The organism is Paractinoplanes durhamensis, assembly GCF_016862175.1.
Classification (GTDB): Bacteria; Actinomycetota; Actinomycetes; order Mycobacteriales; family Micromonosporaceae; genus Actinoplanes; species Actinoplanes durhamensis.
Map to the genome: position 1 here is coordinate 188,945 of NZ_BOML01000040.1, position 23,254 is coordinate 212,198.

The window sequence follows — 23,254 nt, forward strand, 5'->3', positions numbered from 1 at the left end:
CTTCTCCCGTGGCCGCGCCCACCCGCCACCCGATGGACCCGGACCCGGCGCCTTCGACGAAGGCGCGCGCCGTCTTCGCCCTGGGGCTGGTGGGCTTCCTGACCGGCGCGTTCGTCGGCGGGGTCATCCCGGCCACCATCGCCCTGCTGCTGGCGCGTCAGGCGGCGCGAGAGGCCTTCACGGCCAAGGGCTACCTCACCGGCTCGGTGTGGATCCGTCGTGGCCGGCGGCTGGCCTGGGCCGGCATCGTGCTGGCGATCACCGCCCTCGTGGTGGCCAGCATCGCCGGCCTGCTGCACCTGGCGTCCACACCGTCCGGGCCGGACTTCGCGCCGGGTACGGACTGAACCCGGGCTGCGGCCCGCCTCGTCCGGGTGACATGCTCGTTCCATGACCCAGCCGCCCTATGCGCCGCCGGTCCCGCCGCCCCCGCCGTCCGGCCGCTGGCAGCCGGACCGGGTCGACCAGGTTCCCGGCACCGAGTTCGGTCTGGTCCAGCTCAAGGTCGTGCCGATCACGTCGGGCCTGGCGATCGGTTCGCTGATCGCCGGCATCGGCGCCATCCTGGTCTCGGGTCTGGTCCTCTGCTTCGGACTGACCGGCTCCGGCCCCGGCTGGGGTGCTCTGGTGGCCGGTGCCTTCACTCTGCCGGCGGTGCTCGGCGGCGGGGGCGCGATCACGGTCGGGCTGGTCGCGCGCCGGCAGATCCGCCGGTCCGGCCGCACCGGTCAGGTGCGCTTCACCGGGGGAGGCGTGGCCGTCGCGGGGATCTCCTGCGGTGCGGTCGGGGCGGGAATTGCCCTGGTCTCCCTGGCGTTGGCAGTGGTGTTGCAGTTGTCTTCCGCTGGGGTGTGACGACGCCGCGAGCCGGATCCCGGCACCGCGGCGTTGCCGTCTCCGGGCACCCGGTACACTTGCCTCGGAGATATCCGTCGCGAGGGCCCGCAGAGCCGACCTTGGTAAATGGGGGTCGATTTTGACCTGGGTGCTTGTGGTAGGTACTCTTTCCCCTCGTGCCCGGGCTTGCCCGGGCAACTCGTGCGTGCGCCCGAGTCGTAAACACAGGACGGGGTAACAGCACGCCGAGCTCACCACGCCGACCAGATCGGCATGGTGACACAGACAAGACCCGATGCGCGTGAACCCACGCGTGGCGGGACCGTGAGCCGGACGACACGCCCGACCGCGGGTGTCGGAGCCACTCCCACTGACGTGGGAAGGCTTCGCACACAGCAAACAAACGGTGCGGCCGTTCGGAAGCGGCCGAAGGGAGCGGAGAAACCCGGTGCCCACGATCCAGCAGCTGGTCCGAAAGGGCCGCCAGGCGAAGACGAGTAAGACCAAGACGCCGGCGCTTAAGGGAAGCCCCCAGCGGCGCGGCGTGTGCACGCGCGTGTACACCACCACCCCCAAGAAGCCGAACTCTGCGCTGCGCAAGGTCGCTCGTGTGAAGCTCAGCAGCCAGATCGAGGTGACGGCGTACATCCCGGGCGTCGGCCACAACCTGCAGGAGCACTCGATCGTGCTCGTGCGTGGCGGTCGTGTTAAGGACCTCCCGGGCGTGCGCTACAAGATCGTCCGCGGTTCGCTGGACACCCAGGGTGTCCGCAACCGCAAGCAGGCCCGCAGCCGTTATGGCGCGAAGAAGGAGAAGAGCTGACATGCCGCGTAAGGGCCCCGCTCCGCGCCACCCTGTGGTCGCCGACCCGGTTTACAACTCCCCGCTGGTCACTCAGCTGATCAACAAGATCCTGATCGGTGGCAAGCGTCAGCTGGCCGAGCGCATCGTGTACGGCGCGCTCGAGGGCGCTCGGGAGAAGAGCGGCACTGACCCCGTGGTGACGCTCAAGCGCGCCATGGACAACGTGAAGCCGACCCTCGAGGTCCGCAGCCGCCGCGTCGGTGGCGCGACCTACCAGGTTCCGGTCGAGGTCCGCACCCCGCGGCAGACCACCCTCGGTCTGCGCTGGCTGGTCCAGTACTCCAAGGCCCGCCGCGAGAAGACCATGATCGAGCGTCTCCAGAACGAGCTGCTCGACGCCAGCAATGGCCTCGGTGCGGCCGTCAAGCGGCGTGAGGACACCCACAAGATGGCGGAGTCCAACAAGGCCTTCGCGCACTACCGCTGGTAAGACCCTGCTGCCGGCCCGGCGTCTGCCGGGCCGAACGGCAAGTCGTACCGATCCACGAGACGACGACGAAGAAAAGTAGGGATTGAAGTGGCCGCCGCAGACGCGCTCGCCAACGTACGCAACATCGGCATCATGGCGCACATCGATGCCGGTAAGACCACGACTACTGAGCGAATCCTGTTCTACACCGGCATCACGTACAAGATCGGTGAGGTCCACGAGGGCGCTGCCGTCATGGACTGGATGGAGCAGGAGCAGGAGCGCGGTATCACGATCACTTCCGCCGCCACCAAGTGCGAGTGGAAGGGCCACACGATCCAGATCATCGACACGCCCGGCCACGTCGACTTCACGGTCGAGGTGGAGCGGTCGTTGCGTGTGCTGGACGGTGCGGTCGCGGTTTACGACGGCGTTGCCGGCGTCGAGCCGCAGACCGAGAACGTGTGGCGGCAGGCGGACAAGTACCACGTCCCCCGGATGTGCTTCGTCAACAAGCTCGACCGGACCGGCGCGGACTTCTTCCGCTGCGTGCAGATGATGATCGACCGGCTCAACGCCACCCCGCTGGTCCTCCAGATCCCGATCGGGCTCGAGGGCGACCACATCGGTGTCGTGGACCTGATCGGCATGCGCGCGCTCACCTGGCGTGGCGAGACCCAGAAGGGCGACGACTACGCGATCGAGGAGATCCCGGCCGACCTGCTGGACTCCGCGACCGAGTGGCGCGAGAAGCTGATCGAGACCCTGGCCGACGTCGACGACGCCGTGATGGAGAAGTACCTGGAGGGCGAAGAGGTCTCCCAGGAGGAGATCAAGGCCGCCATCCGGCGTTCCACGATCGCCAGCAAGGCCAACCCGGTGCTGTGCGGCTCGGCGTTCAAGAACAAGGGCGTTCAGCCCATGCTCGACGCCGTGGTCGACTTCCTGCCGTCGCCGCTGGACGTCCCGGCCATCGAGGGCACGCTGCCGGACGGCGAGACGCTGGTCCTGCGCAAGCCGTCGAGCAGCGAGCCGTTCTCCGGCCTGGCGTTCAAGATCCAGACGGACAAGCACCTCGGCAAGCTGACCTACGTCCGGGTCTACTCCGGCACGCTCGAGTCCGGTTCTCAGGTGGTCAACTCCACCAAGGACCGCAAGGAGCGGATCGGCAAGATCTACCAGATGCACGCGAACAAGCGTGAGGAGCGTCCAACGGCGCAGGCCGGCGACATCATCGCCGTCCAGGGTCTCAAGCAGACCACCACCGGTGACACGCTCAGCGACCCGGCCAACCCGGTCATCCTGGAGTCGATGACGTTCCCGGAGCCGGTCATCCAGGTCGCCATCGAGCCGAAGACCAAGTCGGACCAGGAGAAGCTGGGCACCGCGATCCAGCGCCTGGCCGAAGAGGACCCGACCTTCCGCGTCTTCAACGACGAGGAGACCGGCCAGACGATCATCGCCGGCATGGGCGAGCTCCACCTGGACATCCTGGTGGACCGCATGCGCCGCGAGTTCAACGTCGAGGCCAACATCGGCAAGCCGCAGGTGGCGTACCGCGAGACCATCCGGGGCAAGGTCGAGAAGCACACGTACGTCCACAAGAAGCAGACCGGTGGTTCGGGTCAGTACGCGAAGGTCGTCGTCAACGTCGAGCCGTTGTCGCTCGAGGCGGACGGCCCGACCTACGAGTTCGTGAACGCCGTCACCGGTGGTCGCATCCCCAAGGAGTTCATCCCCTCGGTGGACGCGGGCGCGCAGGACTCCCTGCAGTACGGCGTCCTCGCCGGCTACCCGCTGGTCGGCGTGAAGTTCACGCTGGTCGACGGTCAGTACCACGAGGTCGACTCCTCCGAGATGGCCTTCAAGATCGCCGGTTCCATGGCGATGAAGGAGGTCGCTCGCAAGGCCGACCCCGCGCTGCTGGAGCCGATGATGTCCGTCGAGGTCACCACCCCGGAGGACAACATGGGTGACGTGATCGGCGACCTCAACTCCCGCCGCGGCCTGATCCAGTCGATGGAGGAGCGCTCCGGCGCCCGCGTCGTCAAGGCTCTCGTGCCGCTGTCGGAGATGTTCGGCTACGTCGGCGACCTCCGGTCGAAGACTGCCGGCCGGGCAAGCTACAGCATGCAGTTCGACTCCTACGCCGAGGTTCCGCAGAACGTCGCGAAGGAGATCATCGCCAAGGCAACGGGCGCCTGAGCTCCCAAAGCCGTAAGCGTTGAGGCGCGTGCGGTCCGTCGAGGACCGCACGCGCGCGAGCAGTCGACAGAGTCCCAGTCGCTCTAACCGGGCGTGCCGGGCAAAGCAATGATCAGTCCACAGGAGGACACCAGTGGCGAAGGCGAAGTTCGAGCGGACTAAGCCGCACGTCAACATCGGCACCATTGGTCACATCGACCACGGTAAGACGACGCTGACTGCGGCCATCACGAAGGTCCTGCACGACGAGTTCCCGGACCTGAACCCGTACACCCCGTTCGACGAGATCGACAAGGCGCCTGAAGAGAAGGCCCGTGGTATCACGATCTCGATCGCACACGTCGAGTACCAGACCGCGGCGCGGCACTACGCGCACGTGGACTGCCCCGGCCACGCTGACTACATCAAGAACATGATCACCGGTGCCGCGCAGATGGACGGCGCGATCCTGGTGGTTGCCGCGACCGACGGCCCGATGCCGCAGACCAAGGAGCACGTGCTCCTGGCCCGCCAGGTCGGCGTTCCGTACATCGTCGTGGCGCTGAACAAGTCGGACATGGTCGACGACGAGGAGCTCCTCGAGCTCGTCGAGCTCGAGGTCCGCGAGCTGCTCAGCACCTACGAGTTCCCGGGCGACGACCTTCCGGTCGTGCGCGTCTCGGCGCTCAAGGCGCTTGAGGGCGACAAGGAGTGGACCGGCAAGCTCCTCGAGCTGATGAACGCGGTCGACACCGCGATCCCGCAGCCCGAGCGCGACACCGACAAGCCGTTCCTCATGCCGATCGAGGACGTCTTCACGATCACCGGTCGTGGAACGGTCGTCACCGGTCGCGCCGAGCGTGGCATCCTCAAGCCGAACGAGGAGGTCGAGATCGTCGGCATCCGCGAGAAGTCGACGAAGACCGTCTGCACCGGCATCGAGATGTTCCGCAAGCTGCTCGACGAGGCCCGCGCGGGCGAGAACGTCGGCCTCCTGCTGCGTGGTATCAAGCGCGAGGACGTCGAGCGCGGCATGGTCGTCGTGAAGCCGGGTTCTTCGACTCCGCACACGGAGTTCGAGGGCCAGGTCTACATCCTCTCGAAGGAAGAGGGCGGCCGGCACACCCCGTTCTTCCAGAACTACCGCCCGCAGTTCTACTTCCGCACCACGGACGTCACCGGCGTCGTCACGCTGCCCGAGGGCACCGAGATGGTCATGCCGGGCGACTCCACCAGCATGTCGGTCAAGCTGATCCAGCCGATCGCCATGGAGCAGGGCCTGAAGTTCGCGATCCGTGAGGGTGGCCGCACCGTCGGCGCCGGCACGGTCACGAAGATCAACGTCTGACCTAGGAGTACCCCGATTAGCATTGCTGGAGTCAATCCGGCATACTAGTCAGGTTGCGTCCGCGCGGGGTGGTTGGCGACCTAGAGTTGCCAGCCACCCTCGCCGGGTGTCCGGGCGTGTTTTTGGCCCGTCCGGCACTCCAGATCCCCGTGATCGAGTTGCTTGATAAAGGCTGCATAGCGACAGCAGGCGCGACACGCCCGACCGCGGGGGTCGGACAACGCAGGATCGACGGTCCTGCGGGCATGCGAGAGCCACCGCTCTCGCACGTAGCGGCATCGAGAGAAGGAAACAGAAGCCACCATGGCGGGACAGAAGATCCGCATCCGGCTCAAGGCCTATGACCACGAGGTCGTCGACTCCTCGGCGCGGAAGATCGTCGAGACGGTGACGCGGACCGGTGCTCAGGTTGCGGGCCCGGTGCCGCTGCCCACGGAGATCAACCGTTTCTGCGTGATCCGTTCGCCGCACAAGTACAAGGACTCGCGCGAGCACTTCGAGATGCGCACGCACAAGCGTCTGATCGACATCATCGACCCGACTCCGAAGACGGTCGACTCGCTCATGCGTCTCGACCTGCCGGCTGGCGTCGACATCGAGATCAAGCTGTAGGGATCACGACTAATGGACAGGCAAGTTAAGGGGATCCTGGGCGCCAAGCTCGGCATGACCCAGGTCTGGGACAACAACAAGGTTGTTCCGGTGACCGTGGTGCAGGCCGGCCCGTGCGTCGTGACCCAGGTCCGCACCGATGACAAGGACGGCTACTCGGCCGTCCAGCTCGCTTACGGCGCTATCGACCCGCGCAAGGTCAACAAGCCCGAGGGCGGCCACTACGCCAAGGCGGGTGTGTCGCCGCGGCGCCACCTCGTGGAGCTGCGCACCATCGATGCCGGCGAGTACGAGCTCGGCCAAGAGGTAACCGTCGAGGCGTTCGCGGTGGGTTCGCCCATCGACGTCACCGGTAAGACCAAGGGCAAGGGCTACGCCGGTGTCATGAAGCGACACGGCTTCCACGGCCTCAAGAGCAGCCACGGTGTCGAGCGCAAGCACCGTTCGCCCGGTTCCATCGGCGCCTGCGCGACCCCGGGTCGCGTCTTCAAGGGCGTGCGGATGGCCGGCCGGATGGGTGGCAAGCGCTTCACCGTGCAGAACCTGACCGTGCAGGCGGTGGACACCGAGAACAACATCCTGCTGGTCCGGGGCGCAGTGCCCGGTCCCAAGGGTGCGCTGGTCTTGGTCCGCAGCGCGGCGAAGAAGGGCGGTGCCAAGTGAGTTCGGTTGACGTGATCAACGCCGAGGGCACGAAGTCCGGCTCGGTCGTGCTTCCCGACGACATTTTCGACGTGCAGGCGAACATTCCGCTGATGCACCAGGTCGTCGTGGCGCAGCTGGCCGCGGCTCGGCAGGGTACGGCTAAGGCCAAGACCCGCGGTGAGGTCGCCGGTGGCGGCAAGAAGCCCTACAAGCAGAAGGGCACCGGTCGTGCCCGCCAGGGCTCGATCCGCGCGCCGCAGTTCACCGGCGGTGGCGTCGTGCACGGTCCCGTGCCGCGCGACTACAGCCAGCGGACTCCCAAGAAGATGAAGGCCGCCGCTCTGCGTGGCGCCCTCTCCGACCGGGCCCGCGACGGCCGGGTGCACGTGATCGAGGCGTTCGTCTCCGGCGACAAGCCGTCGACCAAGGCCGCGATCGCCACCCTGCGCAAGGCGACCGAGTCGACCAAGGTTCTGGTCGTTCTGAGCAGCACCGACGAGCTGAACTGGCTGTCGCTGCGCAACGAGACGACCGTGCACCTGATCGAAGCGGGTCAGCTGAACACGTACGACGTACTGGTCGCCGACGAGGTGGTCTTCACCAAGGACGCTCTCGATGAGTTCCTGGGCGTGCCGGCCGAGGCCTCCGAGGAGGGGGACAAGTGAGCACCATCGCCGACCCGCGCGACGTAATCATCGCGCCCGTCGTCTCCGAGAAGAGCTACAGCGTTCTCGACCAGAACTGGTACACGTTCCTCGTCGACCCGGACGCGAACAAGACGCAGATCAAGATCGCGATCCAGCAGATCTTCAACGTGCGCGTGCTGACGGTGAACACCGCGAACCGCGAGGGCAAGCGCAAGCGCACCCGGACGGGCTTCGGTCAGCGCAAGGCGACCAAGCGCGCGATGGTCAAGCTGGCTGACGGTGACCGTATCGAGGCCTTCGGCGGCCCGGTCAGCTAAGGGGTTGTAAAACAATGGCTATCCGTAAGTACAAGCCGACCACGCCGGGCCGTCGCGGCTCGAGCGTCGCCGACTTCGCCGAGATCACCCGGTCGACGCCGGAGAAGTCTCTGCTGGTTCCGCTGCCCAAGAAGGGTGGCCGCAACGTTCACGGCCGGATCACCACCCGGCACCAGGGCGGCGGTCACAAGCGGCAGTACCGGCTGATCGACTTCAAGCGGGTCGACAAGGACGGCGTGCCGGCCAAGGTCGCGCACATCGAGTACGACCCGAACCGCACCTCCCGCATCGCACTGCTGCACTACGCCGACGGCGAGAAGCGCTACATCCTCGCGCCGAAGGACCTGAAGCAGGGCGACGCCGTGGAGTCCGGCCCGGGCGCGGACATCAAGCCGGGGAACAACCTTCCCCTGCGCAACATCCCGGTCGGTACGCAGCTGCACGGTGTGGAGCTTCGTCCCGGCGGTGGCGCCAAGCTGGGTCGTTCGGCCGGTGTCGGTATCCAGCTCCTCGGCCGTGAGGGCGCGTACGCCACGCTGCGTATGCCTTCCGGTGAGATCCGCCGGGTCGACATCCGCTGCCGCGCGACGGTCGGCGAGGTCGGCAATGCCGAGCAGTCGAACATCAACTGGGGCAAGGCCGGCCGCATGCGCTGGAAGGGCAAGCGCCCGACCGTCCGCGGTGTCGCCATGAACCCTGTCGACCACCCGCATGGTGGTGGTGAGGGTAAGACCTCCGGTGGTCGCCACCCGGTCAACCCGGGTGGTAAGCCCGAGGGTCGTACCCGTCGTAAGGGCCAGGAGAGCGACCGCATGATCGTTCGCCGCCGCTACGCCACCCGCAAGCGCGGATAACGGGAGTAGAGAAAGATGCCTCGCAGCCTGAAGAAGGGCCCGTTCGTCGACGACCACCTGCTCAAGAAGGTGGAAGTCCAGAACGAGAAGAACTCGAAGAACGTCATCAAGACCTGGTCGCGGCGCTCGACGATCATTCCCGACATGCTCGGGCACACGATCGCCGTGCACGACGGGCGCAAGCACGTCCCGGTGTTCATCACCGAGGCCATGGTCGGTCACAAGCTCGGGGAGTTCGCTCTGACCCGCACGTTCAAGGGTCACGAGAAGGACGACCGCAAGAGCCGTCGTCGCTAGTCAGTCCACGGATAAGAAAGGGGTCACAAGCGATGCCAGTAAAGAACGACGCACCGGCGCTTCCGGGTAGCCGGGCAGTTGCGAAGCACGTCCGCATCTCGCCGAGCAAGGCACGCCGTGTGGTCAACCTCGTCCGCGGTCTGCCCGCGAAGGAGGCTCTGACCGTCCTGCAGTTCGCGCCGCAGGCCGCCAGCGAGCAGGTCTACAAGGTGCTCGCCAGCGCGATCGCCAATGCGGAGAACAACGAGCGGCTCGATCCCGACGCACTCCTCGTGAGCGAGGCGTTCGTCGACGAGGGTCCGACGCTCAAGCGGTTCCGTCCGCGGGCGCAGGGCCGGGCGTACCGGATCCGCAAGCGCACCTGCCACATCACGATCGCCGTCGAGGCGGTCCAGGTCGCACGGCCGGCCAAGAAGGCCGCCGCGGCGAAGAAGGCGGCGCCGGCTAAGGCCGTTGCTGCTGACGAGCCCCAGTCCGGGCAAACCCAGACCACGGAGGAGTCCGAGTAATGGGCCAGAAAGTTCACCCCACCGGATTCCGGCTCGGCATCTCCACCGACTGGAAGAGCCGCTGGTTCGCGGACAAGCTGTACAAGGACTACATCGGCGAGGACGTCAAGATCCGCCGCATGATGTCCAAGGGCCTCGAGCGTGCCGGCATCTCCAAGGTGGACATCGAGCGCACCCGTGACCGGGTTCGCGTCGACATCCACACCGCCCGGCCGGGCATTGTCATCGGCCGTAAGGGCGCGGAGGCCGACCGGATCCGCGGCGAGCTCGAGAAGCTCACCGGCAAGCAGGTCCAGCTGAACATCCTCGAGGTGAAGAACCCGGAGTCGGACGCTCAGCTGGTGGCGCAGGGCGTCGCCGAGCAGCTGTCCTCCCGGGTCAGCTTCCGCCGGGCGATGCGCAAGGCCATGCAGTCGGCCATGAAGAACCCGATCTGCAAGGGCATCCGGGTGCAGGTCTCCGGCCGCCTCGGCGGCGCGGAGATGAGCCGCACGGAGTTCTACCGTGAGGGTCGCGTTCCGCTGCACACGCTGCGGGCGAACATCGAGTACGGCTTCTTCGAGGCCCGTACGACGTTCGGTCGCATCGGCGTGAAGGTCTGGATCTACAAGGGCGACGCTGTTCCCGGCCGTGAGGCTGTCGCCGAGGCTCCCGCGCGTCCGCGCCGGGACCGCGCCGACCGCCCCGAGCGTCCGCGCCGTGGCCGTTCCGGTTCGTCCGGCACGACCGCCGGTGGGACCGAGGCCGGCCGGGCCGCTCAGCAGGCCGCAGCCAACGCGGACGCTCCGGCCGCGGCTGCCCCGCAGAACGACACCGCCGCTGCTCCGGCCGCGGCCGAACCGCAGCAGGAGGGCTGACCCATGCTGATGCCGCGTAAGCCCCCGAAGGGCTTCCGCAAGCCGCACCACCCGGACCGCCACGGCGCGTCCAAGGGCGGCAACCGGGTCGTCTTCGGCGAGTTCGGTATCCAGGCGCTGGAGCCGGCGTACGTGACCAACCGGCAGATCGAGTCGGCGCGTATCGCGATGACCCGCCACATCAAGCGTGGCGGCAAGGTCTGGATCTCGGTCTTCCCCGACCAGGCCCTGACCAAGAAGCCGGCCGAAACCCGCATGGGTTCCGGCAAGGGTTCTCCCGAGTGGTGGGTGGCGAACGTCAAGCCGGGACGCATTCTCTTCGAGATGTCGTTCCCGAACGAGACGATCGCGCGCGAGGCGATGCGCCGTGCGATCCACAAGCTCCCGATGAAGTGCCGCATCGTTACGCGCGAAGTGGGTGAAAGCTGATGGCAGCGGGCGTTAAGGCCGGCGAGCTGCGCGAGCTGACCGGCGAAGAGCTGGTATCGCGTCTCCGTGAGGCCAAGGCGGAGCTGTTCAATCTTCGCGTGCAGGGCGCGACCGGTCAGCTCGACAATCACCGTCGACTGCAGGTCGTCCGCAAGGACATCGCGAAGATCTATACGATCATGCGTGAACGTGAGCTGGGGCTCTCGGTCGCGCCGGATGAGGTGACGGCATGAGTGACGAGAGCACGACCCCGGTGCGCGCGACCCGCAAGGTTCGCGAGGGCCTGGTGGTCAGCGACAAGATGGACAAGACCGTCGTCGTCGAGGTCGAGGACCGCGTCAAGCACGCGCTCTACGGCAAGGTTCTGCGTCGCACCCGCAAGCTCAAGGTGCACGACGAGCAGAACGCGTGCGGTATCGGCGACCGGGTTCTCCTGATGGAGACCCGTCCGCTCTCCGCCACCAAGCGGTGGCGGGTCGTGGAGATCCTCGAAAAGGCCAAGTGAGTGGGCGGGGTCGGCCCCGGCCGGCCCCGAACACCATCGTTCCGCCAAGCTTCGCGATCGAAGCGAAGAACTGGCAGACATAGGAGACCCCAGTGATCCAGCAGGAGTCGCGACTGCGTGTCGCCGACAACACGGGTGCACGTGAGATCCTGTGCATCCGCGTGCTCGGTGGCTCCGGCCGCCGCTACGCGAGCATCGGCGACGTCATCGTGGCCACGGTCAAGGACGCCATCCCCGGTGCCGGCGTGAAGAAGGGTGACGTCGTCAAGGCGGTCATCGTTCGCACCAGCAAGGAGAGGCGTCGCCCGGACGGTTCGTACATCCGGTTCGACGAGAACGCCGCCGTCATCATCAAGGACGGCGGAGACCCCCGCGGTACCCGCATCTTCGGCCCGGTCGGCCGCGAGCTGCGCGACAAGCGGTTCATGAAGATCATCAGCCTGGCGCCGGAGGTGCTCTGACCGTGAAGATCAAGAAGGGCGACACGGTCGTCGTCATCGCCGGCAAGGACAAGGGCGCCAAGGGCAAGGTCATCGCGGCCTACCCGACGCGTGACAAGGTCCTGGTCGAGGGCGTCAACCGCGTCAAGAAGCACGAGCGCATCCGTACGACGCAGCGTGGCTCGAAGACCGGCGGCATCGTGACCCAGGAAGCCGCGATCCACATCTCGAATGTGCAGATCGTGGACGACCAGGGCAAGCCGACCCGGATCGGCTACAAGGTCGACGAGAACGGCAACAAGGTCCGTATCGCGCGTACGACCGGTAAGGAACTCTGATGACTGCCGCTACCGAGACCAAGACGCTGCCGCGCCTCAAGCAGAAGTACCGCGCTGAGGTCGTCGCAGGGCTCAAGGAGCAGTACAACTACGCCAACCCCATGCAGATCCCCGGCCTGGTCAAGGTCGTCGTGAACATGGGTGTCGGCGAAGCGGCCCGCGACGCCAAGCTGATCGACGGCGCGGTCCGTGACCTGACCACGATCACCGGTCAGAAGCCGCTGGTCCGCCGGGCCACCAAGTCCATCGCCCAGTTCAAGCTGCGCGAGGGCATGCCGATCGGCGCGAAGGTCACCCTTCGCAACGACCGGATGTGGGAGTTCCTGGACCGGCTGCTGTCCATCGCGCTGCCGCGTATCCGTGACTTCCGCGGGCTCGACGGTCGCAAGCTGGACGGCCACGGTAACTACACGTTCGGCCTGACCGAGCAGTCGGTGTTCCACGAGATCGATCAGGACCGGATCGACCGCACCCGGGGCATGGACATCACGGTGGTCACCACGGCCAAGACCGATGACGAGGGCCGGGCGCTGCTCAAGCTCCTGGGCTTCCCGTTCAAGGAGAACTGAGCATGGCTAAGAAGGCGCTGATCCTGAAGGCTGCCGCGAAGCCGAAGTTCGCTGTGCGCGCCTACACCCGCTGCCAGAAGTGCGGTCGCCCGCACTCGGTCTACCGCAAGTTCGGCCTGTGCCGGGTTTGCGTGCGGGACATGGCTCACCGTGGTGAGCTGCCCGGCGTGTCCAAGGCTTCCTGGTAACCCAGAGAAATACCGCTTCGCCGTAGGCCTGGAGCACTCCGGGAACCCCGGCGAGAAAGGTTGACGAATACCCATGACGATGACGGACCCGATCGCAGACATGCTCACGCGTCTGCGAAACGCCAACCAGGCGTACCACGACAAGGTGACGATGCCCTTCTCGAAGATCAAGGCGAACATCGCCGAGGTCCTCAAGGCAGAGGGCTACATCGCCTCCTGGGCGGCTGAGGAGCCCGAGGAAGGCGCTGTCGGCAAGCGTCTGGTCGTAGAGCTCAAGTACGGCCAGAGCCGCGAGCGCAGCCTCGCCGGCATCAAGCGCGTTTCCAAGCCCGGCCTCCGGGTGTACGCCAAGTCCGACGAACTCCCGCGCGTGCTCGGCGGTCTGGGCGTCGCGATCATCTCAACGTCCCAGGGGCTGCTGACCGACAAGCAGGCCCGCAAGCGGAGCGTGGGCGGGGAAGTCCTCGCCTTCGTCTGGTAACTGGAGACTCTGATATGTCGCGAATCGGACGTAAGTCGATCCCGGTCCCGGCCGGCGTCGACATCACCATCTCGGGCCAGACCGTCAAGGTCAAGGGCCCCAAGGGCGAGCTCTCGCACACCGTCGCCGAGCCGATCACGGTCGAGCAGGACGGCAGCGAGCTGCACGTCAACCGACCCAATGACGAGCGCAAGGCCAAGGAGCTGCACGGTCTTTCTCGTACCCTGGTCGCCAACATGATCGTCGGCGTCACCGAGGGCTACAAGAAGACCCTGGAGATCAACGGCACCGGTTACCGCGTGACCGCCAAGGGCAAGGACCTCGAGTTCGCCCTGGGCTTCTCGCACCCGGTCAACGTGCCCGCGCCGACCGGCATCAGCTTCTCGGTCGAGAAGCCGACGCAGTTCACGGTCGCCGGAATCGACAAGCAGCTCGTCGGCGAGGTTGCCGCCAACATCCGGAAGATCCGCCCGCCGGAGCCCTACAAGGGCAAGGGCGTCAAGTACCAGGGCGAGGTCATCCGCCGCAAGGCTGGAAAGGCAGGTAAGAAGTGACCGCCACGCTGCTCAAGCGCCGCAATGGCGGCGGTGTGTCCGCCGCGCGTGCCGTCGGCAAGGCGCGTCGGCACTTCCGGGTCCGCAAGAACGTCCGCGGTTCCGCCGAGCGTCCCCGCCTGGTCGTCACCCGCTCTTCGCGGCATATCACCGCGCAGATCATCGACGACCTCAAGGGTCACACGCTGGCTTCGGCCTCCACTCTCGACACCTCGATCCGGGGCAACGAGGGTGACAAGAGCGCTCTGGCCGGCAAGGTCGGCACGCTTCTTGCCGAGCGGGCCAAGGCCGCCGGTGTGTCCAAGGTCGTCTTCGACCGGGGTGGCAACAAGTACGCGGGGCGGATCGCCGCGCTTGCCGGTGCCGCTCGTGAAGCCGGACTCGAGTTCTAGGAGGAATTGACCAATGCCTGGTCAGCAGCGCCGAGGCGGCGGGTCCGGCGGTAACACCGAGGGTGGCAACCGCAGGGACAACCGCCGCGAAGGCGGTCGCGGCAACGCGCCCGTCGACAAGACCCCGCATCTCGAGCGGGTCGTCGCGATCAACCGTGTTGCCAAGGTCGTCAAGGGTGGTCGTCGCTTCAGCTTCACCGCCCTGGTGATCGTGGGCGACGGCGACGGCACCGTCGGTATCGGCTACGGAAAGGCCAAGGAGGTGCCCGCGGCGATCGCCAAGGGCGTCGAGGAGGCCAAGAAGCACTTCTTCAAGGTTCCGCGGATCGGTGCGACCATTCCGCACCCGATCATCGGCGAGGCGGCCGCGGGTGTCGTGCTGCTCAAGCCGGCGTCGGCTGGTACCGGTGTTATCGCCGGTGGTCCGGTGCGCGCCGTGCTGGAGTGCGCGGGCATCCACGACATCCTGTCGAAGAGCCTGGGTTCGTCGAACCCGATCAACATCGTGCACGCGACCGTGGCCGCTCTGAAGGGCCTCGAGTCGCCGGAGCAGGTCGCGGCTCGCCGTGGTCTGCCGGTCGAGGACGTGGCGCCGGCGGCCATGCTGGCAGCGCGTGCGGAAGCGGCGGTGCACTGATGGCTCGCTTGAAGGTCACCCAGGTCCGGTCCGAGATCGGCCGTAAGCAGAACCAGCGGGATTCCCTGCGGTCGCTCGGCCTGAAGCGGATCAACGATGTGGTGGTCAAGGAGGACCGCCCCGAGATTCGGGGCATGATCTTCGCCGTGAACCACCTCGTCATTGTTGAGGAGGTCGAGTAATGGCGATCAAGGTCCACCACCTCCGCCCGGCGCCCGGAGCCAAGACCGCGAAGACCCGTGTGGGTCGCGGTGAAGGCTCGAAGGGTAAGACTGCCGGTCGCGGTACCAAGGGTACGAAGGCCCGTTACCAGGTTCCGGCCAGGTTCGAGGGTGGGCAGATGCCCATTCACATGCGCCTGCCGAAGCTCAAGGGCTTCAAGAACAAGAACAAGGTCGTCTTCCAGGTCGTGAACCTGGACCGCCTTGCCGAGCTGTTCCCGAACGGCGGCGAGGTCGGCCCGGCCGAGCTCGTCGAGGCCGGCGCGGTCCGCAAGGGCCAGCTGGTCAAGGTCCTGGGCTCGGGCGAGCTGGGCGGCGTGTCGCTGACTATCACGGCGCACGCGTTCAGCGAGTCGGCCAAGGAGAAGATCGCAGCCGCCGGTGGTTCCGCCAGCGAGCTGTGAGGCTTGTGGGGGTGCTGGCCCGGGCGTCGAGAAACGCGTCGCTCGGGCAGCATCCCCTTTGTGGCGTCTGACCAGCCATTTCGCCGGCTGCGAAGTTGCCTACCCGCAGTGAGGGCTACCGTGACTCACCGCGGCGCTCCAAGACTGTTAGAGTCCGTTCCCAGCTAGGGATATCGGTCTTCCGGACCGGTGCCCATCCCCCGTCCGCCGGTTACGGCGGTAACCTCGCGCAGGAGGAAGAAGTTGCTCTCCGCCTTTACCAGTGCGTTCCGGACGCCTGACCTGCGCAAGAAACTGCTGTTTACAGTCGCGATCATCGCTCTGTACCGGCTGGGTGCCACCATTCCCAGCCCTGGTGTGTCCTACACCAACGTGCAGACGTGCCTGAAGGCTGTGAGCGACCAGGACGCCGGCGGCGGCGTGCTGAACCTGCTGAATCTCTTCTCCGGCGGCGCTCTGCTGCACCTGTCGGTCTTCGCGCTCGGCATCATGCCGTACATCACCGCGTCGATCATCCTGCAGCTGCTGACGGTCGTGATCCCGCGCCTCGAACAGCTCCGCAAGGAGGGCCAGTCCGGCCAGGCGAAGATCACCCAGTACACCCGGTACCTGACGCTCGGCCTGGCGATCCTGCAGTCCTCGGCGTTCGTCGCGCTCGCGCGGACCGGTCAGCTGTTCGGCAACGCGTGCGACCAGAGCGACCCCACCATGCAGATCGTCCCGGAGAACACCGGGCTGCCGATGTGGCTGACGCTCAGCATCCTGGTTCTGACGATGACGGCCGGCACCGGCATGGTGATGTGGCTCGGTGAGCTGATCACCGACCGCGGCGTCGGGAACGGTATGTCGGTCCTGATCTTCACCTCGATCGCGGCCCGCCTTCCCGGCGAGGGCTGGACGATCAAGGAGTCCAGCGGCATCGGCAAGTTCTTCCTCGTCATCGGCTTGGTTCTGGTCATCATCTGCCTGGTGGTCTTCATCGAGCAGGCGCAGCGCCGGATCCCCGTGCAGTACGCGAAGCGCATGATCGGTCGCCGCATGTACGGCGGCACCTCGACCTACATCCCCCTCAAGGTCAACCAGGCCGGTGTCGTGCCGGTGATCTTCGGTTCGTCGCTGCTCTACCTGCCGCAGCTGTACCTGCAGTTCTTCGACCAGAACAACCTCAAGGGTTACCAGATCTGGATTCAGAAGTGGCTGGCCGACCCGACGAGCATGCTCTACATCGGCGTCTACTTCTTCCTGATCATCTTCTTCACGTACTTCTACGTCTCGATCACGTTCAACCCGACTGAGGTCTCGGACAACATGAGGAAGTACGGTGGTTTCGTTCCGGGTATCCGCCCGGGCAAGCCGACCGCCGACTACCTCGACTTCATCCTCAGCCGGATCACCCTCGCCGGTGCGCTCTACCTCGGCGTGATCTCGGTTCTGCCGAACTTCTTCTTCATCTGGCTCGACCAGCAGCAGTACCAGAACTTCCCGTTCGGTGGTACGGCGGTGCTGATCATGGTGGGTGTGGGTCTGGAGACGGTGAAGCAGATCGAGAGCCAGCTCATGCAGCGCAACTACGAAGGGTTCCTCCGGTAGTGGCGACGCGGAGCCGGGGGGCTCTAGCGTCGAGGATCTCAACTCACCTAAGCGAGGCGATGTAGGTGCGGCTGGTGCTGGTGGGCCCTCCAGGGGCCGGTAAGGGAACCCAGGCTGAGTTCATCGCCGCCCATCTCGCCGTACCGAAGATCTCGACCGGGGACATCTTCCGGGCCAACGTGTCGCAGGGCACGCCGCTGGGCGTGGAAGCCAAGCGCTACATGGACGCCGGGCAGCTGGTGCCGGACGAGGTGACCATCAACATGGTCCGGGACCGGCTGGCCGAACCGGACGCCGGCGACGGCTTCCTGCTGGACGGCTTCCCGCGCACGGTGCCCCAGGCGTCGGCGCTGGACAAGCTGCTGGCCGACCTGGGCACCGCGCTGGACCTGGTGATGGAGCTCGTGGTCGACGACGACGAGGTGATCCGGCGGCTCTCGGGCCGCCGGACCTGCCGTGGTTGCGGCAAGATCTGGCACGTCGAGTTCGACCCGACCAGCAAGGACAACATCTGCGACCGCTGTGGGTCGGAGCTGTTCCAGCGGGACGACGACAAGGCCGACACCATCGGCAACCGCCTGGTCGAGTACTCCGAGAAGACCGCGCCGCTGGTCGACTTCTTCGGCGCGCAGGGCAAGCTGGTGGGAATCGACGCGACCGGACCGGTCGAGGACGTCACGGTGCGCGCCATCGACGCCCTTCGGTCGTACGGAGGCTGACCATGCGCCGCCCCCAGCTGGATATTCAGCTGAAAACTCCCGCGCAGATCGAGTTGATGCGCGGCGCCGGCCTGGTCGTCGCCGCCGCGCTGGACGCGATGCGCGACGCCGTTGCTCCCGGTGTCTCGACGGCCGATCTCGACGCGATCGCCGAGAAGGTCATCCGCGACGCCGGTGCGGTCCCGTCGTTCAAGGGCTACCACGGCTTCCCGGCCTCCATCTGCGCCTCGGTCAACGAGCAGGTCGTGCACGGCATCCCGGGTGCCGAGCAGGTGCTCGCCGAGGGCGACCTGATCTCGCTCGACTGCGGCGCGATCCTGGAGGGCTGGCACGGCGACTCGGCCATCACGGTCGGCGTCGGCGAGACCGACCCGGCGCTGCTGAAGATGGCCGTGGTCGCCGAGGACGCGATGTGGGCGGGTATCGCCGCCGCCGCGCGCGGTGCCGCGAACGGCCGGGGCCGGCTCACCGACATTTCCTTCAACGTGGAGAAGACGGTCCGCAAGGCCGGCCGCTACGGCATCGTCGACGGCTACGGCGGGCACGGCATCGGCACCGAGATGCACCAGGACCCGCACGTGCTCAACCACGGCAAGCCCGGCAAGGGCCCGCGCCTGGAGCCCGGCCTGTGCCTGGCGATCGAGCCGATGATCACAATGGGCTCGCCCCGGACGCACGAGCTCTCCGACGGCTGGACCGTGGTGACCCGGGACGGCTCGTTCGCGGCCCACGTCGAGCACACCATGTGCCTGCTCGAGGACGGCGTCTGGGTGACCACCGCGGTCGACGGCGGCCGCGGCCGGCTGGGCGACCTCGTCACCGCACGCCAGTCCTGACCTGAGCGACCGGCACGACCAACTGGCCTGGCCTACCGGTCCGTGTGCCCATCGGGCATGCTGGGACTCATGGGGCGGGACGATATGCGGGCCGGTGACGGCGACCGTAAGGCAGTCGCGGAGCAGTTGAAGTCGGCACTCGACGAGGGTCGGCTCGACCTGAGCGAGTACGACGATCGGCTCCAGCGGACGTATGCGGCGAAGACCTACGCCGATCTGGACGGTCTTCTCTCCGACCTGCCCGGCACGGTGCCCGTGCAGCACTCTCAGATCCAGCCTGCCGCCGCTACGGCGCCCGCTGCGACTCCGGTGCAGCCCGGGCACTCCACGGGCCGTCAGATCGCTCAGTGGGTCGGGCCGTACGCGGGTGTCGTCCTGGTCTGCTCGCTGATCTGGTTGATCACCAGCCTGAGCGCCGGTCACCTGACCTACTTCTGGCCGGTCTGGATGCTGATCCCGCTGATCCTCGGGGTCTTCGGCCAGGCGTTCGGCGGCGGCGGCGGTCGCCGCGATCGGAAGCGTTGACGGGACGCGGCACCATGGCAGACATGAGCCGGGAGCAGATGCGGGCCGCCGACGCGGATCGGCAGAAGGTCGCGGATCAGTTGAAGTCGGCGCTCGAGGAGGGCCGGCTGGACCTCAGCGAGTACGACGAGCGCCTCCGGGACGCGTACGCCGCAAGGACCTATGGTGACCTCGACCGCTTGCTGACCGACCTGCCGAACGCCGCACCCGTCGTTCCGGCCGCGCCGCAGGCGATGGCCGTGCCCGCGCCGGCCGGCGCCGAACACATGACCCGCGACTGGCTCCTCCATGTCTGGGGGTCGTGGGTCCGGGCGACCGCCTTCTTCACGGTGATCTGGGCGTTCGGGTGGATCTTCTCGAGCGACAGCGACGCGGCCTTCTACTGGCCGGTCTGGATCCTCGGGCCGTGGGGCGCCGTGGCTCTGCTCCGCACGATCTCCGGACTGACCCAGGGGGAGCCGCGCAAGCACGCGGACGCCCAGGCGCACCGGCAGATGTTGCGCGAGCACAAGGAGGAGCGGCGCCGTCTCTACAAGGAGGCGATCGTCGCCGGGGAACTGCCGGCGAACCCGACCAAGGAGCAGCGGAAGACGTTCATCGCGGAGGCGACCGAGCGGGGCGATCTGCCGCCGAAGCCGCGCCGGCCCGAACCTCAGGGCGGATAAAGAAGCCTTTGTCCGGTTTTTCGGGCCGCGACACACCCGACCTCGGGATAGGGGCACCTCGGTTTGGCGTGCTGATGGGGCGCGCGTACACTGGCTAGCTGGCGCGCAGCGTCCACTCCCGCATGTCCTCAGCGCTTCGAGGATGGCGGGTGCCGCGGCTGGTCCGAGACGCCTCAGTTCCAGTAATTGAGTCGCTCGGGTAAGGCGTTGCGAGCTAGCCCCGAACCCCAGTGTCAGGTAGCGGAGGACATGCCAAAGAAAGACGGAGCCATCGAGATCGAGGGCCGAGTGATCGAGCCCCTGCCCAACGCTATGTTCCGGGTGGAGCTCGCGAACGGTCACAAGGTGCTTGCTCACATCTCCGGCAAGATGCGGCAGCACTACATCCGCATCCTTCCTGAGGACAGGGTCGTCGTCGAACTCTCGCCGTACGACCTGACCCGTGGACGCATCGTCTATCGCTACAAGTAGCTAGGGCGGGGATCGTCCCGTCCGACTGAAGAGTTAAGGCAAACCGTGAAGGTCAAGCCGAGCGTCAAGCGGATCTGCAACAACTGCCGGGTCATCCGGCGGCACGGTCGCGTCATGGTCATCTGCAAGACCGACGCGCGCCACAAGCAGCGCCAGGGCTGAGCCCCGGCTCCAGCTGCCAGATCCGGCACACAAAGCTCGTCCCGGCCGCTTCTCAATGAAGTGGCCAACCCCTGGTCGGAGGCCGGGGCCCGCCCGGGCAGGCGGGATGGGAGGGGCACAGACCTCCGAATGATTCCAAGGAGTACGCCCGCTTATGGCTCGACTCGTTGGCGTCGATCTTCCCCGCGACAAGCGGATGGAGATCGCGCTCACCTACATCTACGGGATCGGTCGCACTCGCTCCGTCGAGGCGCTGACCGCTACCGCGATTGACCTGAACAAGCGCGCCAAGGACCTCACGGACGAGGAGCTGGTCCAGCTCCGCGAATACATTGAGGGCAATTTCAAGGTTGAAGGCGACCTACGCCGCGAGGTCGCCGCGGACATCCGCCGCAAGGTTGAGATCGGCTGCTACGCCGGCATCCGCCACCGCCGGGGTCTTCCCGTGCGCGGTCAGCGGACCCGTACCAACGCTCGTACCCGCAAGGGTCCGAAGCGCACGGTCGCCGGTAAGAAGAAGCCCGGTCGGAAGTAATAGGAGCGCACTGACTTATGCCACCGAAGGCGCGCACAGGGGCCGCAGTAAAGAAGGTCCGGCGCAAGGAACGCAAGAACGTCGCCCACGGGCAGGCGCACATCAAGAGCACCTTCAACAACACCATCGTGTCGATCACCGACCCGACCGGTGCGGTCATCTCCTGGGCCTCTTCCGGCCAGGTGGGCTTCAAGGGCTCCCGCAAGTCGACTCCGTTCGCCGCGCAGCTGGCCGCCGAGGCCGCCGCTCGCCGGGCGATGGAGCACGGCATGCGCAAGGTCGACGTGTTCGTCAAGGGCCCCGGCTCCGGCCGGGAGACCGCGATCCGTTCGCTGCAGGCCGCGGGCCTCGAGGTCGGGCAGATCTCTGACGTCACGCCGCAGCCGCACAACGGATGCCGTCCGCCGAAGCGCCGTCGGGTCTAGGGGAGAGACAGAAGCAATGGCTCGTTACACAGGTGCGGACTGCAAGCGCTGCCGCCGCGAGAAGATGAAGCTGTTCCTCAAGGGCAGCAAGTGCGATGGGCCGAAGTGCCCGTTCGAGTCGCGTCCCTTCCCGCCCGGCCAGCACGGCCGTGGTCGCACGAAGGAGACCGAGTACCTGCTCCAGCACCGCGAGAAGCAGAAGGCCCGCCGCGCGTACGGCGTGCTCGAGAAGCAGTTCCGCGGGTACTACGAAGAGGCTGTCAACAAGCAGGGCAAGACCGGTGAGGTCCTCCTGCAGATCCTCGAGTCGCGGCTGGACAACGTCGTTTACCGGGCCGGCTTCGCCGCCTCCCGGGACATGGCCCGGCAGCTGGTCAAGCACGGCCACTTCCTGGTCAACGGCGTCAAGGTCGACATCCCGTCGTACCGGGTGAAGGAGCACGACATCGTCACGCTCCGGGAGAAGTCGAAGGAGATGACCCCCTTCGTCGTCGCCCAGGCCCAGGCCGGCCAGCGCTCGGTTCCGGCGTGGCTGGAGCCGATCCCGGCCGAGATGAAGATCCTGGTGCACTCGCTCCCGGCCCGCGCTGTCATCGACACGCAGGTCCAGGAGCAGCTGATCGTCGAGCTTTACTCCAAGTAAGGCTCTTGGGATGCCGGCCCCTCGGGGTCGGCATCCCAGATTCATGAGGACGGCCATCAAATAGTGGGTGGCCTGACAGAAAGAAGAATCGCGTGCTCATCAGCCAGCGGCCGACCCTCTCGGAGGAGTCGCTCTCGGAGACCCGCTCCCGGTTCACCATCGAACCTCTGGAGCCGGGTTTCGGCTACACCCTCGGTAACTCGCTGCGGCGGACCCTGCTGTCGTCCATCCCGGGCGCGGCGGTCACCAGCATCAAGATCGATGGCGTGCTGCACGAGTTCACCACCATCCCCGGTGTCAAGGAGGACGTGGTCGAGCTCGTCATGAACGTCAAGGAGCTCACCGTCAGCTCCGAGCACGACGAGCCGGTCAGCATGTACCTGCGCAAGCAGGGCCCGGGCGACGTCACCGCCGGTGACATCCAGCCCCCGGCCGGTGTCTCCGTGCACAACCCCGACCTGAAGCTGGCCACGCTCAACAGCAAGGGCCGGCTCGACATGGAACTCACCGTCGAGCGGGGCCGTGGCTACGTCACGGCGGCGCAGAACAAGAACACCGGCGCTGAGATCGGCCGTATCCCGGTCGACTCGATCTACTCGCCGGTCATGAAGGTGACCTACCGCGTCGAGGCGACCCGTGTCGAGCAGCGCACCGACTTCGACCGCCTGATCATCGACGTCGAGTCGAAGGCGTCCATCTCGCCCCGCACCGCGCTGGCGTCGGCCGGCTCGACCCTCGTCGAGCTGTTCGGTCTCTGCCGCGAGCTGGACGAGACCGCCGAGGGCATCGACATCGGACCGTCCCCGCAGGACGCGCAGCTCGCTGCCGACCTGGCCCTGCCGATCGAGGAGCTGGACCTCACCGTCCGGTCGTACAACTGCCTCAAGCGCGAGGGCATCAATAGCGTGGGCGAGTTGATAGGGCGTACGGAGGCCGACCTTCTGGACATCCGGAACTTCGGCCAGAAGTCCATCGACGAGGTCAAGATGAAGCTCGCCGGAATGGGCCTGGGGCTCAAGGACAGCGCGCCGTCCTTCGACCCGGCGCACGTCGTGGATTCGTTCGGCGACGTGGACTACGACACCGACGACTACCGCGAGACCGAGCAGCTGTAACCCGGCTGCCGCCTTAACCAAGGAGCATT

At 66.7% G+C, this 23,254-nt stretch carries 38 protein-coding genes; all 38 read left to right on the plus strand.

From position 1 onward, the window contains the following. The first annotated feature begins 32 nt into the window (after nt 1-32). The 38 genes from Adu01nite_RS25955 to Adu01nite_RS26140 all read left to right on the plus strand — a co-directional run bounded on the left by Adu01nite_RS25955 (nt 33) and on the right by Adu01nite_RS26140 (nt 23,225). Nucleotides 33-347 carry a hypothetical protein gene (locus tag Adu01nite_RS25955; RefSeq protein ID WP_203730304.1) on the plus strand — a complete coding sequence of 105 codons (315 nt, stop codon included), beginning with the start codon at nt 33-35 and terminating at the stop codon, nt 345-347. Nucleotides 348-390: 43 nt separating this feature from the next. Continuing rightward, nucleotides 391-855, plus strand: a complete 465-nt coding sequence (locus Adu01nite_RS25960; protein ID WP_203730168.1) for a hypothetical protein — start codon at nt 391-393, stop codon at nt 853-855. A gap of 430 nt (nt 856-1,285) precedes the next feature. After that, a complete protein-coding gene (rpsL, locus tag Adu01nite_RS25965; protein WP_014440718.1) occupies nt 1,286-1,660 on the plus strand; it encodes a 30S ribosomal protein S12 in 375 nt (124 codons plus the stop codon). A gap of 1 nt (nt 1,661) precedes the next feature. Further along, complete coding sequence (rpsG, locus tag Adu01nite_RS25970; protein ID WP_127499794.1) at nt 1,662-2,132, plus strand: 30S ribosomal protein S7; 471 nt, start codon at nt 1,662-1,664, stop codon at nt 2,130-2,132. Between the two features lie 87 nt (nt 2,133-2,219). Continuing rightward, a complete protein-coding gene (gene fusA, locus Adu01nite_RS25975; RefSeq protein WP_203730169.1) occupies nt 2,220-4,316 on the plus strand; it encodes an elongation factor G in 2,097 nt (698 codons plus the stop codon). A gap of 133 nt (nt 4,317-4,449) precedes the next feature. After that, nucleotides 4,450-5,643 carry an elongation factor Tu gene (tuf, locus tag Adu01nite_RS25980; protein WP_203730170.1) on the plus strand — a complete coding sequence of 398 codons (1,194 nt, stop codon included), beginning with the start codon at nt 4,450-4,452 and terminating at the stop codon, nt 5,641-5,643. A gap of 303 nt (nt 5,644-5,946) precedes the next feature. Beyond that, nucleotides 5,947-6,255 (plus strand): 30S ribosomal protein S10, encoded by a 309-nt coding sequence (gene rpsJ, locus Adu01nite_RS25985; protein WP_007073037.1) that lies wholly within the window; start codon nt 5,947-5,949, stop codon nt 6,253-6,255. 12 nt (nt 6,256-6,267) lie between these two features. Next, the gene (rplC, locus tag Adu01nite_RS25990; RefSeq protein ID WP_203730171.1) at nt 6,268-6,918 is read left to right on the plus strand and encodes a 50S ribosomal protein L3; all 651 of its coding nucleotides are present in this window, start codon (nt 6,268-6,270) and stop codon (nt 6,916-6,918) included. Beyond that, a complete protein-coding gene (gene rplD, locus Adu01nite_RS25995; RefSeq protein ID WP_203730173.1) occupies nt 6,915-7,565 on the plus strand; it encodes a 50S ribosomal protein L4 in 651 nt (216 codons plus the stop codon). The genes rplC and rplD overlap by 4 nt, the downstream gene beginning before the upstream one ends. Continuing rightward, nucleotides 7,562-7,864 (plus strand): 50S ribosomal protein L23, encoded by a 303-nt coding sequence (rplW, locus tag Adu01nite_RS26000; protein ID WP_203730174.1) that lies wholly within the window; start codon nt 7,562-7,564, stop codon nt 7,862-7,864. The genes rplD and rplW overlap by 4 nt, the downstream gene beginning before the upstream one ends. A gap of 14 nt (nt 7,865-7,878) precedes the next feature. Further along, entirely contained in the window at nt 7,879-8,718 is an 840-nt protein-coding gene (gene rplB / locus Adu01nite_RS26005; protein ID WP_203730175.1) for a 50S ribosomal protein L2, read from the plus strand. A gap of 15 nt (nt 8,719-8,733) precedes the next feature. Continuing rightward, a complete protein-coding gene (gene rpsS / locus Adu01nite_RS26010; protein WP_020513590.1) occupies nt 8,734-9,015 on the plus strand; it encodes a 30S ribosomal protein S19 in 282 nt (93 codons plus the stop codon). A gap of 32 nt (nt 9,016-9,047) precedes the next feature. Then, nucleotides 9,048-9,524: a 50S ribosomal protein L22 gene (gene rplV / locus Adu01nite_RS26015; protein ID WP_203730176.1), complete on the plus strand. Its 477-nt coding sequence runs from the start codon at nt 9,048-9,050 to the stop codon at nt 9,522-9,524. Further along, nucleotides 9,524-10,381 carry a 30S ribosomal protein S3 gene (rpsC, locus tag Adu01nite_RS26020; RefSeq protein ID WP_203730177.1) on the plus strand — a complete coding sequence of 286 codons (858 nt, stop codon included), beginning with the start codon at nt 9,524-9,526 and terminating at the stop codon, nt 10,379-10,381. The genes rplV and rpsC overlap by 1 nt, the downstream gene beginning before the upstream one ends. 3 nt (nt 10,382-10,384) lie before the next feature. Then, nucleotides 10,385-10,810 carry a 50S ribosomal protein L16 gene (gene rplP, locus Adu01nite_RS26025; protein ID WP_020513593.1) on the plus strand — a complete coding sequence of 142 codons (426 nt, stop codon included), beginning with the start codon at nt 10,385-10,387 and terminating at the stop codon, nt 10,808-10,810. Next, nucleotides 10,810-11,043, plus strand: a complete 234-nt coding sequence (gene rpmC / locus Adu01nite_RS26030) for a 50S ribosomal protein L29 (protein WP_203730178.1) — start codon at nt 10,810-10,812, stop codon at nt 11,041-11,043. Before rplP ends, rpmC begins: the two co-directional genes overlap by 1 nt. Next, on the plus strand, nt 11,040-11,315 hold the full coding sequence (gene rpsQ, locus Adu01nite_RS26035) for a 30S ribosomal protein S17 (RefSeq protein WP_030436513.1): 276 nt from the start codon (nt 11,040-11,042) through the stop codon (nt 11,313-11,315). The genes rpmC and rpsQ overlap by 4 nt, the downstream gene beginning before the upstream one ends. 92 nt (nt 11,316-11,407) lie before the next feature. After that, complete coding sequence (gene rplN, locus Adu01nite_RS26040) at nt 11,408-11,776, plus strand: 50S ribosomal protein L14 (protein ID WP_014687766.1); 369 nt, start codon at nt 11,408-11,410, stop codon at nt 11,774-11,776. Continuing rightward, nucleotides 11,773-12,093, plus strand: a complete 321-nt coding sequence (rplX, locus tag Adu01nite_RS26045; protein ID WP_203730306.1) for a 50S ribosomal protein L24 — start codon at nt 11,773-11,775, stop codon at nt 12,091-12,093. Before rplN ends, rplX begins: the two co-directional genes overlap by 4 nt. Next, nucleotides 12,093-12,662: a 50S ribosomal protein L5 gene (gene rplE / locus Adu01nite_RS26050; RefSeq protein ID WP_203730179.1), complete on the plus strand. Its 570-nt coding sequence runs from the start codon at nt 12,093-12,095 to the stop codon at nt 12,660-12,662. The genes rplX and rplE overlap by 1 nt, the downstream gene beginning before the upstream one ends. A gap of 2 nt (nt 12,663-12,664) precedes the next feature. Then, on the plus strand, nt 12,665-12,850 hold the full coding sequence (locus Adu01nite_RS26055; protein ID WP_020513598.1) for a type Z 30S ribosomal protein S14: 186 nt from the start codon (nt 12,665-12,667) through the stop codon (nt 12,848-12,850). A 73-nt stretch (nt 12,851-12,923) separates the two neighbouring features. Further along, nucleotides 12,924-13,331 (plus strand): 30S ribosomal protein S8, encoded by a 408-nt coding sequence (gene rpsH, locus Adu01nite_RS26060; protein ID WP_203730180.1) that lies wholly within the window; start codon nt 12,924-12,926, stop codon nt 13,329-13,331. Between the two features lie 14 nt (nt 13,332-13,345). After that, nucleotides 13,346-13,885: a 50S ribosomal protein L6 gene (gene rplF / locus Adu01nite_RS26065; RefSeq protein WP_203730181.1), complete on the plus strand. Its 540-nt coding sequence runs from the start codon at nt 13,346-13,348 to the stop codon at nt 13,883-13,885. Then, nucleotides 13,882-14,277 (plus strand): 50S ribosomal protein L18, encoded by a 396-nt coding sequence (rplR, locus tag Adu01nite_RS26070; protein WP_275414698.1) that lies wholly within the window; start codon nt 13,882-13,884, stop codon nt 14,275-14,277. The genes rplF and rplR overlap by 4 nt, the downstream gene beginning before the upstream one ends. A 13-nt stretch (nt 14,278-14,290) precedes the next feature. Beyond that, a complete protein-coding gene (gene rpsE, locus Adu01nite_RS26075) occupies nt 14,291-14,914 on the plus strand; it encodes a 30S ribosomal protein S5 (protein ID WP_203730183.1) in 624 nt (207 codons plus the stop codon). Continuing rightward, entirely contained in the window at nt 14,914-15,096 is a 183-nt protein-coding gene (gene rpmD, locus Adu01nite_RS26080) for a 50S ribosomal protein L30 (protein ID WP_203730185.1), read from the plus strand. The genes rpsE and rpmD overlap by 1 nt, the downstream gene beginning before the upstream one ends. After that, nucleotides 15,096-15,539, plus strand: coding sequence for a 50S ribosomal protein L15 (gene rplO / locus Adu01nite_RS26085; protein ID WP_203730187.1), 444 nt, complete (start codon nt 15,096-15,098; stop codon nt 15,537-15,539). The genes rpmD and rplO overlap by 1 nt, the downstream gene beginning before the upstream one ends. Nucleotides 15,540-15,782: 243 nt before the next feature. Next, a complete protein-coding gene (gene secY, locus Adu01nite_RS26090; protein ID WP_203730189.1) occupies nt 15,783-17,129 on the plus strand; it encodes a preprotein translocase subunit SecY in 1,347 nt (448 codons plus the stop codon). Nucleotides 17,130-17,194: 65 nt separating this feature from the next. Continuing rightward, nucleotides 17,195-17,848 carry an adenylate kinase gene (locus tag Adu01nite_RS26095; protein ID WP_203730192.1) on the plus strand — a complete coding sequence of 218 codons (654 nt, stop codon included), beginning with the start codon at nt 17,195-17,197 and terminating at the stop codon, nt 17,846-17,848. A gap of 2 nt (nt 17,849-17,850) precedes the next feature. Then, nucleotides 17,851-18,684: a type I methionyl aminopeptidase gene (map, locus tag Adu01nite_RS26100; RefSeq protein WP_203730194.1), complete on the plus strand. Its 834-nt coding sequence runs from the start codon at nt 17,851-17,853 to the stop codon at nt 18,682-18,684. A 69-nt stretch (nt 18,685-18,753) separates the two neighbouring features. After that, the gene (locus Adu01nite_RS26105) at nt 18,754-19,209 is read left to right on the plus strand and encodes a DUF1707 SHOCT-like domain-containing protein (protein WP_239132706.1); all 456 of its coding nucleotides are present in this window, start codon (nt 18,754-18,756) and stop codon (nt 19,207-19,209) included. A gap of 23 nt (nt 19,210-19,232) precedes the next feature. After that, entirely contained in the window at nt 19,233-19,874 is a 642-nt protein-coding gene (locus tag Adu01nite_RS26110) for a DUF1707 SHOCT-like domain-containing protein (protein ID WP_239132707.1), read from the plus strand. Nucleotides 19,875-20,123: 249 nt separating this feature from the next. Beyond that, nucleotides 20,124-20,345, plus strand: coding sequence for a translation initiation factor IF-1 (gene infA, locus Adu01nite_RS26115; RefSeq protein ID WP_007073013.1), 222 nt, complete (start codon nt 20,124-20,126; stop codon nt 20,343-20,345). A gap of 45 nt (nt 20,346-20,390) precedes the next feature. Next, nucleotides 20,391-20,507 carry a 50S ribosomal protein L36 gene (rpmJ, locus tag Adu01nite_RS26120; RefSeq protein WP_015619018.1) on the plus strand — a complete coding sequence of 39 codons (117 nt, stop codon included), beginning with the start codon at nt 20,391-20,393 and terminating at the stop codon, nt 20,505-20,507. Nucleotides 20,508-20,661: 154 nt separating this feature from the next. Then, entirely contained in the window at nt 20,662-21,042 is a 381-nt protein-coding gene (gene rpsM / locus Adu01nite_RS26125) for a 30S ribosomal protein S13 (RefSeq protein WP_203730196.1), read from the plus strand. A gap of 17 nt (nt 21,043-21,059) precedes the next feature. Then, nucleotides 21,060-21,467, plus strand: coding sequence for a 30S ribosomal protein S11 (gene rpsK, locus Adu01nite_RS26130; protein WP_203730198.1), 408 nt, complete (start codon nt 21,060-21,062; stop codon nt 21,465-21,467). A 16-nt stretch (nt 21,468-21,483) separates the two neighbouring features. Next, complete coding sequence (gene rpsD, locus Adu01nite_RS26135; RefSeq protein ID WP_203730200.1) at nt 21,484-22,110, plus strand: 30S ribosomal protein S4; 627 nt, start codon at nt 21,484-21,486, stop codon at nt 22,108-22,110. A gap of 92 nt (nt 22,111-22,202) precedes the next feature. Further along, nucleotides 22,203-23,225: a DNA-directed RNA polymerase subunit alpha gene (locus Adu01nite_RS26140; RefSeq protein WP_020513615.1), complete on the plus strand. Its 1,023-nt coding sequence runs from the start codon at nt 22,203-22,205 to the stop codon at nt 23,223-23,225. Nucleotides 23,226-23,254: the final 29 nt, after the last annotated feature.